The sequence below is a fragment of the Cryobacterium sp. 10I1 genome (assembly GCF_035019805.1).
GTDB classification, from domain to species: domain Bacteria; phylum Actinomycetota; class Actinomycetes; order Actinomycetales; family Microbacteriaceae; genus Cryobacterium; species Cryobacterium glucosi.
This window is the reverse complement of the sequence record NZ_JASJVF010000006.1, coordinates 23,490-38,290: the sequence shown is the minus strand read 5'-3', so window position 1 is coordinate 38,290 and position 14,801 is coordinate 23,490. Positions and strand designations below refer to the sequence as shown.

Below are 14,801 nucleotides of genomic sequence, written 5' to 3'. Positions count from 1 at the left end.
CTCCCGCACACGTCACACACCATGTATCACAAGGAGATTGTCCCCATGACCGATACCACCCCCACCGCCGAGCTCTCCGCCGCCGGCGTCAGCATCTGGCTCGACGACCTCTCCCGCCAGCGCATCGCCTCCGGCGGGCTGCAGGACCTCATCGACACCAGGAACGTCGTCGGCGTCACGACGAACCCGACCATCTTCGCCGGCGCGCTCAGCAAGGGCGAAGCCTACGTCGACCAGGTCGCCGCCCTCGCCGCGTCCGGCGCGACCGTGCAGGAAGCCGTCTTCGAGATCACGACCGACGACGTCACCGCAGCGAGCGACATCTTCCGTCCCGTCTACGACCGCACCAACGGTGTCGACGGCCGCGTCTCGATCGAGGTCGAGCCCGGCCTCGCCCACGACGCCGCCGGAACCGTCGCCCAGGCCCAGGAGCTGTGGGCCAAGGTCAACCGCCCCAACGCCATGATCAAGATCCCCGCGACCATCGAGGGCCTCGAGGCCATCACCGCGACGATCGCCCTCGGCATCAGCGTGAACGTCACCCTGATCTTCAGCCTGCAGCGTCACCGCGAGGTCATCAACGCGTACCTGTCCGGCCTCGAAAAGGCCAAGGCCGCCGGGATCGACCTGAGCACGATCCACTCCGTCGCGTCCTTCTTCGTCTCCCGCGTCGACACCGAGATCAACCAGCGCCTCGAGGCCATCGGCACCGAGACGGCGATCGCCCTCAAGAGCAAGGCCGGCGTCGCGAACGCGCAGCTCGCATACGAGGTCTTCCAGCAGGCCTTCTCCACCGAGCGCGCCCTCGGCCTCCTCGCGGCCGGCGCCAACAAGCAGCGTCCGCTCTGGGCGTCGACGGGCGTCAAGGATGCAGCGCTCCCCGACACCCTCTACGTGACGAACCTCGTCGCGCCCGAGGTCGTCAACACCATGCCGGAGAAGACCCTCGACGCGACCTTCGACCACGGGGTCATCCCGGCGGACTCGATCACGGGCGCATACGACGAGGCGAACGCTGTCCTCGACGCCCTTGCGAACGAAGGCGTTTCCTACGTCGACGTCACGCAGGTCCTCGAGTCCGAGGGCGTTGCGAAGTTCATCATTTCCTGGAACGAACTCCTCGACACCGTGACGGTTGCCCTGGACGCAGCCAAGAACAACGCGGAAGCCCCGTCGGCCCTGTGAGTTTCCGCATCGCGGTGACCGGGGCGGCGGCCGATGCGGCACGCCGAACCGTTCCCACCCTGGTGTCCGACCTGGTCGCCTCGGGGATCACGGCCCTCGACCCCGCACTGTGGGGCCCTGAGGCCGAGTCCGAGGCGGCCAAGCGTCTCGGCTGGACCGAGTCCGTTGCCGTTTCACGCCCGCTCGTCCCGGAGATCCTCGCTCTCCGGGCGACCCTGGCCTCGGCCGGTGTCACCCGGATCGCGCTCGCCGGCATGGGCGGTTCCTCGCTCGCACCGGAGGTCATCACCCGCACGGTCGGCGTCGCGTTGACCGTGCTCGACTCGACCGACCCCGGCCAGGTACTCGCGGCCCTCGACGACCACCTCGCGGAGACGGCGCTGGTCGTCTCCTCGAAGTCCGGGTCGACCGCGGAGACCGACAGCCAGTGTCGCGTGTTCGAACGCGCCTTCCGGGAAGCCGGCATCGACCCCATCGGCCGCATCGTCGTCGTGACCGACCCCGGTTCGCCGCTCGACACCTCCGCTCGGGCGGCCGGCTACCGCGTCTTCAACGCGGACCCGACCGTGGGAGGACGTTTCTCCGTGCTCACCGCGTTCGGGCTGGTTCCATCGGGACTCGCCGGCGTCGACATCGGTGAGCTGCTCGACGAGGCGGAGGCCGTTTCGCTCGCGCTCGCGGTCGACAGCCCGGAAAACCCCGGGCTCATCCTCGGCGCCGCGATCGCTGCGACGGAGCCACGGCGTGACAAGCTCGCGCTCGTCGCAGACGGCACCCACATCGTCGGGTTACCTGACTGGGCGGAACAGCTCATCGCGGAGTCGACCGGCAAGATCGGCACCGGAATCCTCCCCGTTGTCCTCGAGCTCGGCGCCCCCGAACTCACCGAGAACCTCCCGGACCTGCAGGTCCTGCGCCTCGTCGAGGACGCGGGCACCACGATCTTTCCCGCGGACGGCACCGATGAGATCCGCGTGAGCGGCACCCTCGGCGCACAATTCCTGGTCTGGGAATACGCCACCGTGGTCGCTGGACGGCTGCTCGGGATCAACCCCTTCGACCAACCGGACGTGGAGGCAGCCAAGGTCGCCACCCGCGCGCTGCTCGACGGCCGACCCGAGCCGGCGCCCGCGGCGTTCATCTCCGACGGCATCGAGGTGCGCGGCACCGCACACGTCATCGGCGCGGCGAGCGACCTCGCCTCAGCGATCGACGCGCTCCTCGAGGAGCTCGGCCCCGACGGGTACGTCTCCGTCCAGGCCTACGTGAACCGCCTCGAGCTGCCACAGCTCGCCGGCATCCGTGACCTGGTCGCGAAGCTCTCGAAACGTCCCGTCACATTCGGCTGGGGCCCCCGGTTCCTGCACTCGACCGGCCAGCTCCACAAGGGCGGTCAGCCATCCGGTGTGTTCCTGCAGATCCTCGCGACCGCACAGGAGGACCTGTCGATTCCGGATCGTCCGTTCACCTTCGGCGAACTCATTCAGGCGCAGGCCAGCGGCGACGCGAGTGTTCTCGCTCAGCACGGCCGTCCGGTGCTCACCCTCACTCTCACCGACCCCGCGGCGAATATCGCCGCCCTGTTCGGCGCCCTCAAGTAGAAGTCGTCCCCTGCAGCGGGGCCTGCTCCGGCGGGCCTCGTTGCCACAGAAAAGGAGTTGCATGTCCCCGGTGGAAATCACCCCGGAGTTCAATCCGCTGCGGTCGTCCTCTGATTACCGTCTGAATCGCATCGCGGGGCCCTCGAGCCTCGTGATCTTCGGCGTAACCGGCGACCTGTCCCGGAAGAAACTCATGCCCGCGGTCTACGACCTCGCCAACCGCGGACTCCTTCCGCCCGGATTCGCCCTCGTCGGCTTCGCGAGGCGCGACTGGGACGACGAGGACTTCTCCCAAGTGGTCCACGACTCGGTCAAGCAGTATGCCCGCACCGAGTTCAACGAGGATGTCTGGGCCCAGCTCTCCGAGGGCATCCGCTTCGTGCAGGGCACCTTCGACGACGACGACTCCTTCGAACGGCTCAAGGACACCATCGCCGAGCTCGACCGCGAGCGGGGCACGATGGGCAACCATGCGTTCTACCTGTCGATCCCGCCGAAGGCGTTCCCGCAGGTCGTCGGCCAGTTGCGCCGGTCCGGCCTCGCCGAGCAGAAGGACGGCCAGTGGCGTCGTGTCGTGGTCGAAAAGCCCTTCGGCAGCGACCTGAAAACCGCCCGTGAGCTCAACGACGTCGTCGAATCCGTGTTCCCGCCCGACTCCGTGTTCCGGATCGACCACTATCTGGGCAAAGAGACGGTGCAGAACATCCTCGCGCTGCGCTTCGCGAACCAGCTCTACGAACCGATCTGGAACTCGAACAACGTCGACCACGTGCAGATCACGATGGCCGAGGACATCGGCGTCGGAGGACGCGCGGGCTACTACGACGGAATCGGTGCCGCCAGGGACGTGATCCAGAACCACCTCCTGCAGCTCCTCGCCCTCACGGCGATGGAGGAGCCCATCTCCTTCGACGCGGCCGACCTGCGCACCGAGAAGGAGAAGGTCCTCGCATCCGTCCGGCTCCCGGACAACCTCGCGACCGGAACCGCCCGCGGCCAGTACGCCGGCGGTTGGCAGGGCGGTGAGAAGGTTCTCGGATTCCTCGAAGAGGACGGAATGGACCCGGAGTCGCTCACGGAAACCTACGCGGCGCTGCGCCTCACCATCGAGACGCGCCGCTGGTCCGGCGTGCCGTTCTATCTGCGGGCAGGCAAGCGACTCGGCCGCAGGGTGACCGAGATCGCTGTCGTGTTCAAGCGCGCCCCCCAGCATCTGTTCGCCAAGGAGAACACGGCTGCCCTCGGATCCAATGCACTCGTGATCCGGGTGCAGCCCGACGAGGGCGTCACGATCCGCTTCGGCTCCAAGGTCCCCGGCGTCGGCATGCAGGTGCGCGACGTCACGATGGACTTCGGCTATGGCCATGCCTTCACCGAGGCGAGCCCGGAGGCGTACGAACGGTTGATCCTCGACGTGCTCCTCGGCGACCCGCCGTTGTTCCCCCGTCACGAAGAGGTCGAACTCTCGTGGAAGATCCTCGACCCGGTCGAGAAGTTCTGGTCCGAGCAGGGCCAGCCCGAACAGTACCGCCCCGGAACCTGGGGCCCCTCGTCCGCGGACGAGCTCTTGGCCAGGGACGGCCGTCAATGGAGGCGCCCATGATCGTCGATCTGCCAGACACGAACACCTCGAAGATCTCGAAGGCCCTCGTCCGCATCCGGGAAGAGGGCGGCGCCGTCGCCCTCGGCCGGGTGCTGACCCTGATCATCGCGTCGACCATGGGACGCGAGGAGGAGGCCATCGAGGCCGCAAACGACGCATCCCGTGAACATCCGATGCGCGTCATCGTCGTCTCCACCCAGGAAGAAACCGAATCGGAGACCCCCGTCGACGCGAAGGTCGACGCGGAGATCCGCGTCGGCGGAGACGCCGGGGCGAGCGAAGTCATCGTGCTGCGCGCGTACGGCGAAGCCGCGAGCGACCCGGAGAGCCTGGTCACAGGCCTCCTGCTGCCCGATGCCCCCGTCGTGACGTGGTGGCCGGGCGTCGCCCCCGTCATCCCGGCGGACTCTCCGCTCGGGCGCCTCGCCTACCGGCGGATCACGGATTCCTCCGCCCAGCCGGACCCGCAGGCCGCCCTGCACCGGCTGTGCTCCTCGTACCGCCCCGGCGACACCGACTTCGCCTGGACGCGGCTCACGCTCTGGCGGGCACAGCTCGCCGCCGTTCTCGACCAGCCGCCGTACGAGGCCGTCACAGCCGTCCAGGTCTCCGGCGCGGCCGACTCCCCCTCGACGACGCTGCTCGCCGCCTGGCTGCAGCTCCAGCTCGCCGTGGACGTCGACTACGAGTTCACCGGTGGGGCCAAAGCGAGCGGAATCCACGGCGTGCACTTCACCCGGGCATCCGGTGTGATCTCGCTCGAGCGTGAACTGCCGGGCATCGCAACCCTCACCCAGCCCGGCCAGCCCGTGCAGGACCTCACCCTCAAGCGCCGCAGCCTCCGGGATTGCCTCAGCGACGAGCTTCGCCGGCTCGATCCCGACGAGTTGTATGGTGAAGTGATCACCCGCGGACTGCCGAACCTGGACGCGGTTGCAGACAAAACCGGAGGACGACCGTGACACACGAACGACGCGTACTAGTGCATGCAGACCGGGCGGCCCTCGCCGCATCGGTCGCGGCACGATTCATCACCACCGCGGTCGACCTCCTCCACGAGGAGGGCGACATCCATGTCGTCCTCACCGGGGGAAGGGTCGCGACAGAGGTGCTCGACGCTGTCAACGCTTCCGCGGCCAGGGACACCGTCGACTGGGAGCACGTGAACTTCTGGTGGGGCGACGAACGCTGGTTGCCGTACGCCGACCCGGAACGCAACGAACTCCAGGCCCGTACCGCACTCCTCGACCACCTCGACATCCCCGCGGAGAACATCCACCCGTTTGCGTCCTCCGACGGACCGCTCGACCTCGACGCGGCCGGAGCGGCCTATGCGGAGGAGCTCGAGGCAGCCTCGAACGACGGAACCGTGCTGCCGCGCTTCGATATCACCTTCCTCGGCGTCGGCCCGGACGGGCACATCGCCTCGCTGTTCCCGCACCTCCCGGGAATCCGCGAGGACACCGCGAGCGTGCTCACGGTGCGCAACTCCCCCAAGCCCCCGGCCGAACGGCTCACCCTGAGCCGCCCTGCCCTGAACTCGTCGCGCTGCATCTGGCTGGTCCTCGCAGGGCCGGACAAGGCATCCGCCCTCGGGCTCGCACTCGCCGGTGCCAGCAGGGACGAGGTTCCTGTTGCGGGCATCAAGGGGCGCCGCTACACGAACTTCTTCGTGGACCGGGAAGCGGCCGCAGAGGTACCGGAGAACCTGACCGCGTCGTCGTTCTGACACCGTTCGCGCACGAAAAAGCCCCGACCGAGGTCGGGGCTTTTTCGTGTCCGATGGACGAAAGGACCGGAGCTAGTTGGTGGCGGAGAGCTTGCCGCGGCGAATGCGCAGCTGCAGCAGGGCTTCCTCGAGAAGGGAGTCCGCTTCCTCTTCCGTGCGGCGCTCCTTTACGTAGGCGAGGTGCGTCTTGTACGGTTCGAGCTTCACGACGGACGGCGGGTTCTCCTTGTCGCGGCCGGCCGGAAGCCCAGAGGACGGGCAGTCGATCGTCTCGGGGATTTCATCATCGGGCAGGTTCGCCGCGAAGTAGCGGACGGTCTCGTTGCCGAGAGCGTCCCAGTAGGAGACGCGGATCCGGTCCGCCTGGAAACCGCGGTCCTGCTCCCCCATGGGGCCGGCTCCGACCCTGGATCCACGAATTGCGCTGCCACCAGATGCCATTGTGTTCCTCCATGAAAGGCGATTGTGCTTGTGGCCGCACGGCCACGGGTGTGGGAAAAGCGAAGGGGGTGTGAGGGAGTTACAGTGCCGTGTCGAACTTGGTGATGAGGCCCAGGACGACGATGCACGCGATCCAGAGGACGGCGAGGATCACGGTGATGCGATTGAGGTTTCGTTCCGCAACGCCGGAGGCGCCGAGGTTCGAGGTGACGCCGCCACCGAACATATCGGAGAGGCCACCACCACGGCCCTTGTGCAGGAGGATGAGCATGGTGAGCAGGAGGCTCGTCAGTCCGAGGACAACCTGCAACACGACCTGGAGAATCTGCACGCGAAACCTTTCAGAATGGTGGAGTTTCTCCACCGGGATCAGTGATCATCATAGCCTGACTGACGAACCAGCCCGCCTCCCCTGGTCGGGGTGGCGGGCTGGAGCGGTGATATCAGGTGGAACTTCGGGCTAGACGCCCACGTGCTTCTGGAATCGGACGATGCTCGAGAACTCGTCGATATCCAGGCTTGCCCCGCCGACGAGCGCTCCGTCGACGTTGGGTTCGCGCATGTAGCCCGCGATGTTGACGCCCTTCACGGAACCGCCGTAGAGGATGCGGGTCTTGTCGGCCACATCCTGTCCGAGGGTCTCGCTGAGGACCAGGCGCAGCTGGGCTGCGACCTGTTCGGCCTGCTCAGGCGTTGCCGCCTGGCCGGAGCCGATGGCCCACACGGGCTCGTATGCCACTACGATGTCGGCCGCGCTGTCGATGCCGGACAGTGCGGTGCGCAGCTGGGCGACAGGGACGGCGCTCGGACCGTGCAGTTCCAGGTCCGCGGCGGTCTCGCCGACGCAGATGATCGGAACGAGTCCGTGCTTGACGGCGGCGGTGACCTTCGCGGCCACCTCCTCGTCGTTCTCACCGTGCAGCGTGCGACGCTCGGAGTGCCCGATGAGCACGTACGTGCACTCGAGCTGAGCGAGGAACGCGCCGGAGATCTCACCCGTGAAGGCGCCGGAATCGTGCGCCGAGACGTCCTGCGCGCCGAAGACGACGGGCAGCTTGTCGGCTGACACGAGCGTCTGCACGGAGCGAAGGTCGGTGAACGGCGGGAACACCGCAACCTCGACGGCCGCGAAGTCGTGCTTGGCGTCCTTGAGGTTCCAGGCGAGCTTCTGCACGAACGCGATGGCCTGGAGGTGATCCAGGTTCATCTTCCAATTGCCTGCAATCAGCGGGGTGCGCTGAGTGTTTACTGCCATCCGAGGACCTCCAGTCCTGGGAGACGCTTGCCTTCGAGGAACTCAAGGCTCGCGCCGCCACCGGTAGAAATGTGACCGAACTGGTCGTCCGTGAATCCGAGCGTGCGCACGGCGGCGGCGGAATCGCCACCTCCGACGACGCTGAGACCGTCAACCTCTGTGAGTGCGGCGGCCACCACACGGGTGCCCTCAGCAAACGGTGCGAGCTCGAACACGCCCATGGGGCCGTTCCAGAACACCGTCTTCGATGCGCGGATGATCGCGGCGAATGCCGCCGCCGTGTCCGGTCCGATGTCGAGGCCCAGACCGGTGGCACCGAATGCGGTGTCCTCGATCGAGTCGGCAGCGGTGACCACGTGCTCGGCGTCAGCTCCGAATTTGGAGGCGACGACGACATCCGTCGGCAGGACGATCTTCACGCCCAGGCGCTCGGCCTCGACCAGGTAACCGCGAACGGTTTCGATCTGGTCGGCCTCGAGCAGGCTTGCGCCCACCTTGTGGCCCTGAGCTGCGAGGAAGGTGAAGAGCATTCCGCCACCGACGAGCAGCGAGTTGACCCGCGGCAGGAGGTGACCGATCACGCCGAGCTTGTCCGACACCTTCGAGCCGCCGAGGACGACCGTGTACGGCGCCTCCGGCTTTTCGGTGAGACGGTCGAGCACGTCGAGCTCGGCAGCGATCAGCAGGCCGGCAGCGCTCGGCAGGATTGCTGCCAGGTCGTACACGCTTGCCTGCTTGCGGTGAACGACGCCGAAGCCGTCAGACACGAGGACGTCGCCGAGGGCGGCGAGCTCGGTCGCGAAGGCGACCCGCTCTGCGTCGACCTTGCTCGTCTCCCCCGGGTTGAACCGGAGGTTTTCGAGCACGACGACGTCGCCGTTGGACAGCGCGCCGACGGCGGCCTTTGCGGCGTCACCGACGGTGTCGGTCGCGAAGGCGACGTCGTGTCCGAGCAGTTGCGCAAGGCGCACTGCGACGGGCGCGAGGCTGTACTTCTCTTCCGGTGCACCCTTCGGCCGTCCAAGGTGGGAGACGATGACCACGCGGGCGCCCTGTTCGAGCAGCGCCTTGATGGTCGGGAGGGACGCGCGAACGCGACCATCGTCCGTGATCTCGCCGTCTTTCAACGGCACGTTCAGGTCACAGCGGACGATGACGCGTTTTCCGGTGAGCAGCCCCAGCGATTCGATTGTACGAAGCGTCACTGCGGGCCCCTGCTACAGGCTCTTGGCGACGAGCGCGGTGAGGTCAACCATGCGGTTGGAGTAGCCCCACTCGTTGTCGTACCAGGACGACAGCTTGACCTGGTCGCCGATGACGCGCAGCAGGCCGGCGTCGAAGATCGAGGAGTGCGGGTCCGTCACGATGTCGCTGGAGACGATCTCGTCCTCCGTGTACATCAGGATGCCCTTGAGGGGACCGGACTCCGCAGCAGCCTTGTAGGCAGCCTTGATCGCTTCGATCGTGACGGGGCGCTCCGCGATGACGGTGAGGTCGGTGATGGAACCGGTGGGAACCGGAACGCGCAGTGCGAAGCCGTCAAGCTTGCCCTTGAGCTCGGGGAGGACGATGCCGAGGGCCTTGGCCGCACCGGTCGAGGTCGGGATGATGTTGATGGCTGCGGCGCGGGCGCGACGCAGGTCGGAGTGCGGGCCGTCCTGGAGGTTCTGGTCGGCGGTGTACGCGTGGATCGTCGTCATCAGGCCGGACTTGATGCCGAAGTTGTCGTTGAAGACCTTGGCCAAGGGCGCGAGGCAGTTCGTGGTGCAGGACGCGTTGGAGATGATGTCGAACTTGGCCGGGTCGTAGTCCTGCTCGTTGACACCCATGACGATCGTCGCTGCGTCGCCTGAGGCGGGAGCGGAAACGATGACCTTCTTGGCGCCTGCGGTGATGTGCTTGCGCGCATCCTCTGCCTTGGTGAAGCGGCCGGTGGACTCGATGACGATGTCGACGCCCAGGGCGCCCCAGGGAAGGTTGGCCGGGTCGCGCTCGGCGAGAACCTTAATCGGCTTGCCGTTGACGAGGATGGAGTCGCCCTCGACGGAAACGGTGGCGTTCAGGCGTCCGGTGATGGAGTCATATTTAAGAAGGTGGGCCAACGTCTTCGTGTCGGTCAGGTCGTTGACGGCGACGATCTCGATGTCGCTGCCCTGCGCCAGGGCGGCGCGAAGATAATTGCGGCCAATGCGGCCAAAGCCATTAATACCGATCTTTACAGACACGAATGTCTCCTAATCTTGTGCGCCGAAGCGCGGTTTCTTGTGGGTGAAATACACGGGGGACGGGCCCCTCACGGGGCCCGTCCTACGGCTGCGCTATGAGAGCAGCAGAAGCCCGTTGGTCTTTTCGCGAGCGATCGTGAATCGGTCCTGGACGTTCGCCCAGTTGACGATGTTCCAGAATGCCTTCACGTAGTCCGCACGCACGTTGCGGTAGTCGAGGTAGTACGCGTGCTCCCAGACGTCGAGCATGAGTACCGGAATCGTGCCGGCTGCGAAGTTCGACTGCTGGTCGAAGAACTGCTGGATGATCAGGCGCTGCCCGATCGAATCCCAGGCGAGCACCGCCCAGCCGGATCCCTGCACACCGAGGGCTGCCGCCGTGAAGTGCGCCTGGAACTTGTCGAAGGAACCGAAGAAGTCCTCGATGGCGCTCGCAAGCTCGCCTGTGGGCTTGTCGCCGCCGTCCGGGGAGAGGTTGGTCCAGAAGATGGAGTGGTTGACGTGACCGCCGAGGTTGAAGGCGAGGTCTTTTTCAAGCTTGTTGACGTTGGCCAGCTGGCCGGAGTCGCGAGCTTCCGCAAGCTGCGCGAGGGCGGTGTTCGCGCCGGTCACGTAGGCCTGGTGGTGCTTGCTGTGGTGAAGTTCCATGATGGTGCCGCTGATGCTCGGCGCGAGCGCCGAGTAGTCATAGGCGAGAGCGGGCAAAGTGTATTCAGCCATTCATATCTCCTCTGTCGAGTTGGCGCGAAGTACTCCGCCACGAGTGTGTAAGCGACGTTTCAAGTCTACTCAGGTCAGGGTGCCCCGCTGACGAGGGGGCCTCAAACATCGTCGAGGTCAGCCGGAAGGTTCGCATCGGTTCCGGGGATCCCGAGGTCGACGGCCTTTTTGTCCGCCATGGCGAGCAAGCGGCGGATGCGTCCGGCGACGGCGTCCTTCGTCATGGGCGGATCGGCGTGGTGGCCCAGTTCGTCGAGGCTGGAGTCGCGGAACGAGAGGCGCAACTCGCCTGCGTAACGGAGGTGTTCCGGAATATCGCTGCCGAGGATTTCCATCGCGCGCTGCACGCGGGCGCACGCCGCAACGGCGGCCTGCGCGCTGCGGCGGAGGTTGGCGTCGTCGAAATTGACGAGGCGGTTGGCCGTTGCGCGCACCTCACGGCGCTGTCGGAGCGCTTCCCAGTTGAGCACGGTCTCCGCCGCACCCATGTGCACGAGCATGGCGCCGATGGCGTCGCCGTCGCGGATCACGACCCGGTGCACGCCCCGCACCTCACGGGCCTTGGCGACGACGCCGAGTCGACCGGCCGTACCGACGAGGGCCATCGCGGCCTCGTTGCCCGGGCAGGTCACTTCGAGGGCCGCCGAGCGACCGGGATCGGTGAGGGAGCCGTTCGCGAGGAACGCACCGCGCCAGACGGCGGCGATCTCTTCCTTGGACCCCGTGGTCAGCCGGTTCGGCAGACCTCGGATGGGGCGTCGCCGGGCGTCGAGCAGGCCGGTCTGTCTGGCCAGGGTTTCTCCCCCATCGAGCACGCGCACCAGGAAGTGGCTGGTGCGGCGCAGGCCGGATGCCGAAATCACGGAGACTTCGCTGCGGACGCCGTAGAGTTCGGCGAGGTCCTTCCGCACCCGGCGGGCGAGGAGTGCGGTGTCGAGCTCGGATTCGATCGCGATCCGGCTGTTGATCATGTGCAGGCCGCCGGAGAATCGCAGGATCGTCGCGAGCTCCGCCGCCCGCACCGTGGTCTTCGACACGTCAACCCGTGCAAGTTCATCTTTGACGTCGGCCGTGAGTGCCAATCGTTTGTCCATTCTGTCGTACTGACCCCAAAATGGGTCGGTCTGTGGTCTGTGTGGCCCGGCGCAGCCCGCGGGGCGGCGCACCGGGCGGGGTCTTACTCCCGGCCGAGGTCGCGATTCTTGAGGCTTATCGCGACTCCGGGCAGATCGCCGATCCGGCGAGCGATTTCGCGGGCCATCGCCACCGAGCGATGCTTGCCGCCCGTACAGCCGATGGCGATGGTGGCGTGGCGTTTGTTCTCGCGCTGGTAGCCCGCCAGCACCGGTGCGAGCGCCAGGGAGTAGTGCTCGATGAAGTCCAGGGCGCCTTCCTGGGCCAGCACGTAGTCCCGCACTTCGGGGTCCTGTCCGGTGTGGGAGCGGAGTTCGGGCACCCAGAACGGATTCGGCAGGAAGCGGACATCGGCGACCATGTCGACATCCGTGGGAAGACCGTACTTGAAGCCGAAACTCATGACCGTGACGTGCACGCCTGCGGCATCTTCGGCCGCGAAGCGTTCGCTGATGGTCGTCGCGAGCTGGTGGATGTTGAGGTCGGACGTGTCGATGACCATGTCGCACGATTCACGGACGGCGCGCAACCGGGTGCGTTCGGCGTCGATGCCATCGAGGATGGTGCCGTCGCCCTGCAGCGGATGCGGACGGCGCACGGACTCGAAACGCCGCACGAGGACGTCGTCCCTGGCCTCGAGAAAGATCACGCGCAACTGGGAGCCGTTGCGGAGGGACTGCACGATCTCCTGGAAGTCCGCGAAGAAGTCACGGCCGCGGATGTCCACGACGGCGGCGATCTTGGGCAGGCTCGTGCCCGCCTTGCCGGCGAGTTCGACGAGCGGGCGCAGCATTTGCGGCGGAAGGTTGTCGACGACGTACCAGCCGAGGTCTTCGAGGGCGTTGGCCACTGTCGAACGCCCGGCCCCGGACATTCCCGTGACGATAAGCATTTCCTGCTTGTCGTTCTCCGTCATCCTGGGGGTGCGCCTTCTGTCGGTGGTGGGCCTGTCAGTCCAGCCTACCGACCGAGATCGGTTTCAGGCGCGAAAGTGCTGGTGGATCGTCGCCGCGAGGCCTGGTCCGATGCCGCGGACCTCCGCGATTGCCTCGATGGGGGCCTCTTTGAGCCGGGCGACGGATCCGAAATGCTGCAACAGCACTTTGACCCGTGCCGGGCCGAGGCCGGCGATCTCGCCGAGGACCGTTGCGATGTCGCGTTTGCGGCGGGCGCGCTGGTGGGTGATCGCGAAGCGGTGGGCCTCGTCCCGGATCCGCTGGATGAGGAAGAGTGCGTCGCTGTTGCGCGGCAGGATGACGGGATAGTCCGAGTCCGGCAGCCAGATCTCCTCGAGGCGCTTGGCGATGCCGCACAGCTGGATGCCGATGACCCCGGATTCGCGAAGCGCCCTGGCCGCCGCAGCGACCTGCGGCTGGCCGCCGTCGACGATCAGGAGGTTCGGCTGGTACCGGAACTTCTTGCGTCTGGCCGGCGAGTCCGGCGACGCACCCGCGGGATCCGGTGCGGGCTCCGTGCCGGCATCCGTTGCAGGGCCGTCGTCTGGCACGAGGTAGGCGAGGCGCCTGGTCAGGGTGCGGTAGATCGAGTCGGTGTCGTCTGTGGACTCCGGGATGCTGAAGCGCCGGTATTCGTCCGTGCGTGGAAGCCCGTCTTCGAAGACCACCATCGAGGCGACGATGTTCGTGCCGCTCAGGTGCGAGACGTCATAACACTCCATTCGGAGCGGCGCCGAGTCCATACCGAGCGCCTCCTGGATGTCCTCGAGCGCCTTGGAGCGTGCGACGAAGTCGGAGCTGCGGCGGGTCTTGTAGAGCATCAGTGCCTGCCGTGCGTTCTGGGTGGCCGTCGCGAGCAGAGCGGCCTTCTCGCCGCGCTGGGCGGCCACGAGGTGCACCTTGCGCCCGGCGATGCCGCCGAGCCATTCTTCGAGCGCTGCGGAGTCGTCAGGAAGCAACGGGACGACGACCTCCCGCGGCGGCACGGCGTCCCTGGAGTATGCGGTCTGCAGCAGGGAATCGATCAGCTCCCCTGTTGTCAGGTCCAGCTCCTTGTCGACGACCCAGCCGCGGACACCGCGGATCCGGCCGCCGCGCACGATGAACAGCTGCACAGCCGCAGCGAGCTCGTCCTCCTCGACGGCGAACAGGTCGATGTCGACGTTGTCACGCAGCACGACCGCACTCTTCTCGAGCACGTTCGTGAGCGCCTTGACCTGGTCCCGCCGTTTGGCCGCGAGCTCGTACTGCTGGCCGAGGGCAGCGGCCTTCATCTCGTTGGTCAGTCGGTTGATCATGGTGCGGTCCTGGCTCGCCATGAAACTCACGAATTCGTCGACGATGACGCGGTGCTCCTCGATCGAGACCTTCTGGGAGCACGGGCCGAAGCAGCGGCCGATCTGACCGGCGAAACACGGTTTCCCCGATTGCATGGCGCGTTTGTAGTTGGCGTTGTTGCAGGTGCGGATCGGGAAGGCCTTGAGCATCAGGTCGATCGTCTCGTGAACGGCCCAGACCTTGGGGTACGGGCCGAAATAACGCGCGCCGCGGATGCCGGTGGTGCGGGTGACGAGGGCGCGCGGCGCCTCGTCTGCGAGGGTCACGGCGAGGTACGGGTAGGACTTGTCGTCCTTGAACTGCACGTTGAACGGCGGGTCGAACTCGTTGATCCAGGTCCATTCGAGCTGGAGGGCCTCGACCTCGGTTCCGACTGTGGTCCACTCGACGGACGCGGCCGTCGTGACCATGCGCCGGGTGCGCTCGTGCAGGCTGCTGAGCGGCGCGAAGTAGTTGCTGAGGCGGGCGCGCAGGTTCTTGGCCTTGCCGACGTAGAGCACCCGCCCGGTCTCGTCGCGAAAGCGGTACACGCCAGGGACCGTGGGGATCTCCCCCGCCTTCGGCCGATAGCTCAACGCGTCCGACATGAACTCTCCTGGTACTTCCCCGCGCCG

Annotated in this window: 14 protein-coding genes; 5 read left to right on the top strand and 9 right to left on the bottom strand. The window is 66.7% G+C overall.

Annotated elements, in window-relative coordinates:
* Positions 1–45 precede the first annotated feature (45 nt).
* The 5 genes from tal to pgl all read left to right on the top strand — a co-directional run bounded on the left by tal (position 46) and on the right by pgl (position 6,118).
* The gene (gene tal, locus QN345_RS01670; RefSeq protein WP_134448685.1) at positions 46–1,185 is read left to right on the top strand and encodes a transaldolase; all 1,140 of its coding nucleotides are present in this window, start codon (positions 46–48) and stop codon (positions 1,183–1,185) included.
* On the top strand, positions 1,182–2,786 hold the full coding sequence (locus tag QN345_RS01665) for a glucose-6-phosphate isomerase (protein WP_322189701.1): 1,605 nt from the start codon (positions 1,182–1,184) through the stop codon (positions 2,784–2,786). Before tal ends, QN345_RS01665 begins: the two co-directional genes overlap by 4 nt.
* Positions 2,787–2,847: 61 nt before the next feature.
* A complete protein-coding gene (gene zwf, locus QN345_RS01660) occupies positions 2,848–4,389 on the top strand; it encodes a glucose-6-phosphate dehydrogenase (protein ID WP_323508380.1) in 1,542 nt (513 codons plus the stop codon).
* Positions 4,386–5,351, top strand: a complete 966-nt coding sequence (locus QN345_RS01655; protein WP_134448688.1) for a glucose-6-phosphate dehydrogenase assembly protein OpcA — start codon at positions 4,386–4,388, stop codon at positions 5,349–5,351. Before zwf ends, QN345_RS01655 begins: the two co-directional genes overlap by 4 nt.
* Positions 5,348–6,118, top strand: coding sequence for a 6-phosphogluconolactonase (pgl, locus tag QN345_RS01650; protein WP_323508379.1), 771 nt, complete (start codon positions 5,348–5,350; stop codon positions 6,116–6,118). Before QN345_RS01655 ends, pgl begins: the two co-directional genes overlap by 4 nt.
* Before the next feature lie 72 nt (positions 6,119–6,190).
* Here the strand turns inward: pgl and QN345_RS01645 are convergent, their stop codons facing one another.
* The 9 genes from QN345_RS01645 to uvrC form a co-directional block, all read right to left on the bottom strand.
* Positions 6,191–6,559 carry an RNA polymerase-binding protein RbpA gene (locus QN345_RS01645; protein WP_134560126.1) on the bottom strand — a complete coding sequence of 123 codons (369 nt, stop codon included), beginning with the start codon at positions 6,557–6,559 and terminating at the stop codon, positions 6,191–6,193.
* A 79-nt stretch (positions 6,560–6,638) separates the two neighbouring features.
* Entirely contained in the window at positions 6,639–6,890 is a 252-nt protein-coding gene (gene secG / locus QN345_RS01640; protein WP_134448691.1) for a preprotein translocase subunit SecG, read from the bottom strand.
* 129 nt (positions 6,891–7,019) lie between these two features.
* Positions 7,020–7,814 (bottom strand): triose-phosphate isomerase, encoded by a 795-nt coding sequence (tpiA, locus tag QN345_RS01635; RefSeq protein WP_134448692.1) that lies wholly within the window; start codon positions 7,812–7,814, stop codon positions 7,020–7,022.
* Positions 7,805–9,019: a phosphoglycerate kinase gene (locus QN345_RS01630; RefSeq protein WP_322189702.1), complete on the bottom strand. Its 1,215-nt coding sequence runs from the start codon at positions 9,017–9,019 to the stop codon at positions 7,805–7,807. The genes tpiA and QN345_RS01630 overlap by 10 nt, the downstream gene beginning before the upstream one ends.
* Positions 9,020–9,031: 12 nt before the next feature.
* Positions 9,032–10,039 carry a type I glyceraldehyde-3-phosphate dehydrogenase gene (gene gap / locus QN345_RS01625; protein ID WP_134448694.1) on the bottom strand — a complete coding sequence of 336 codons (1,008 nt, stop codon included), beginning with the start codon at positions 10,037–10,039 and terminating at the stop codon, positions 9,032–9,034.
* A gap of 93 nt (positions 10,040–10,132) precedes the next feature.
* The gene (locus QN345_RS01620) at positions 10,133–10,759 is read right to left on the bottom strand and encodes a superoxide dismutase (RefSeq protein ID WP_134561132.1); all 627 of its coding nucleotides are present in this window, start codon (positions 10,757–10,759) and stop codon (positions 10,133–10,135) included.
* A gap of 101 nt (positions 10,760–10,860) precedes the next feature.
* Positions 10,861–11,841, bottom strand: coding sequence for a DNA-binding protein WhiA (gene whiA / locus QN345_RS01615; RefSeq protein ID WP_134448754.1), 981 nt, complete (start codon positions 11,839–11,841; stop codon positions 10,861–10,863).
* A 95-nt stretch (positions 11,842–11,936) separates the two neighbouring features.
* The gene (gene rapZ, locus QN345_RS01610) at positions 11,937–12,809 is read right to left on the bottom strand and encodes an RNase adapter RapZ (RefSeq protein ID WP_134448696.1); all 873 of its coding nucleotides are present in this window, start codon (positions 12,807–12,809) and stop codon (positions 11,937–11,939) included.
* Positions 12,810–12,872: 63 nt separating this feature from the next.
* Complete coding sequence (gene uvrC, locus QN345_RS01605) at positions 12,873–14,774, bottom strand: excinuclease ABC subunit UvrC (protein WP_322189703.1); 1,902 nt, start codon at positions 14,772–14,774, stop codon at positions 12,873–12,875.
* Between the last annotated feature and the right edge of the window lie 27 nt (positions 14,775–14,801).

Bases quoted from the DNA above. Each gene is read 5' to 3' on its own strand.
- tal (WP_134448685.1), top strand. From the start codon at position 46: ATGACCGATACCACCCCCACCGCCGAGCTCTCCGCCGCCGGCGTCAGC.
- zwf (WP_323508380.1), top strand. From the start codon at position 2,848: ATGTCCCCGGTGGAAATCACCCCGGAGTTCAATCCGCTGCGGTCGTCC.
- QN345_RS01655 (WP_134448688.1), top strand. From the start codon at position 4,386: ATGATCGTCGATCTGCCAGACACGAACACCTCGAAGATCTCGAAGGCC.
- QN345_RS01645 (WP_134560126.1), bottom strand. From the start codon at position 6,559: ATGGCATCTGGTGGCAGCGCAATTCGTGGATCCAGGGTCGGAGCCGGC.
- tpiA (WP_134448692.1), bottom strand. From the start codon at position 7,814: ATGGCAGTAAACACTCAGCGCACCCCGCTGATTGCAGGCAATTGGAAG.
- QN345_RS01620 (WP_134561132.1), bottom strand. From the start codon at position 10,759: ATGGCTGAATACACTTTGCCCGCTCTCGCCTATGACTACTCGGCGCTC.
- rapZ (WP_134448696.1), bottom strand. From the start codon at position 12,809: ATGACGGAGAACGACAAGCAGGAAATGCTTATCGTCACGGGAATGTCC.
- uvrC (WP_322189703.1), bottom strand. From the start codon at position 14,774: ATGTCGGACGCGTTGAGCTATCGGCCGAAGGCGGGGGAGATCCCCACG.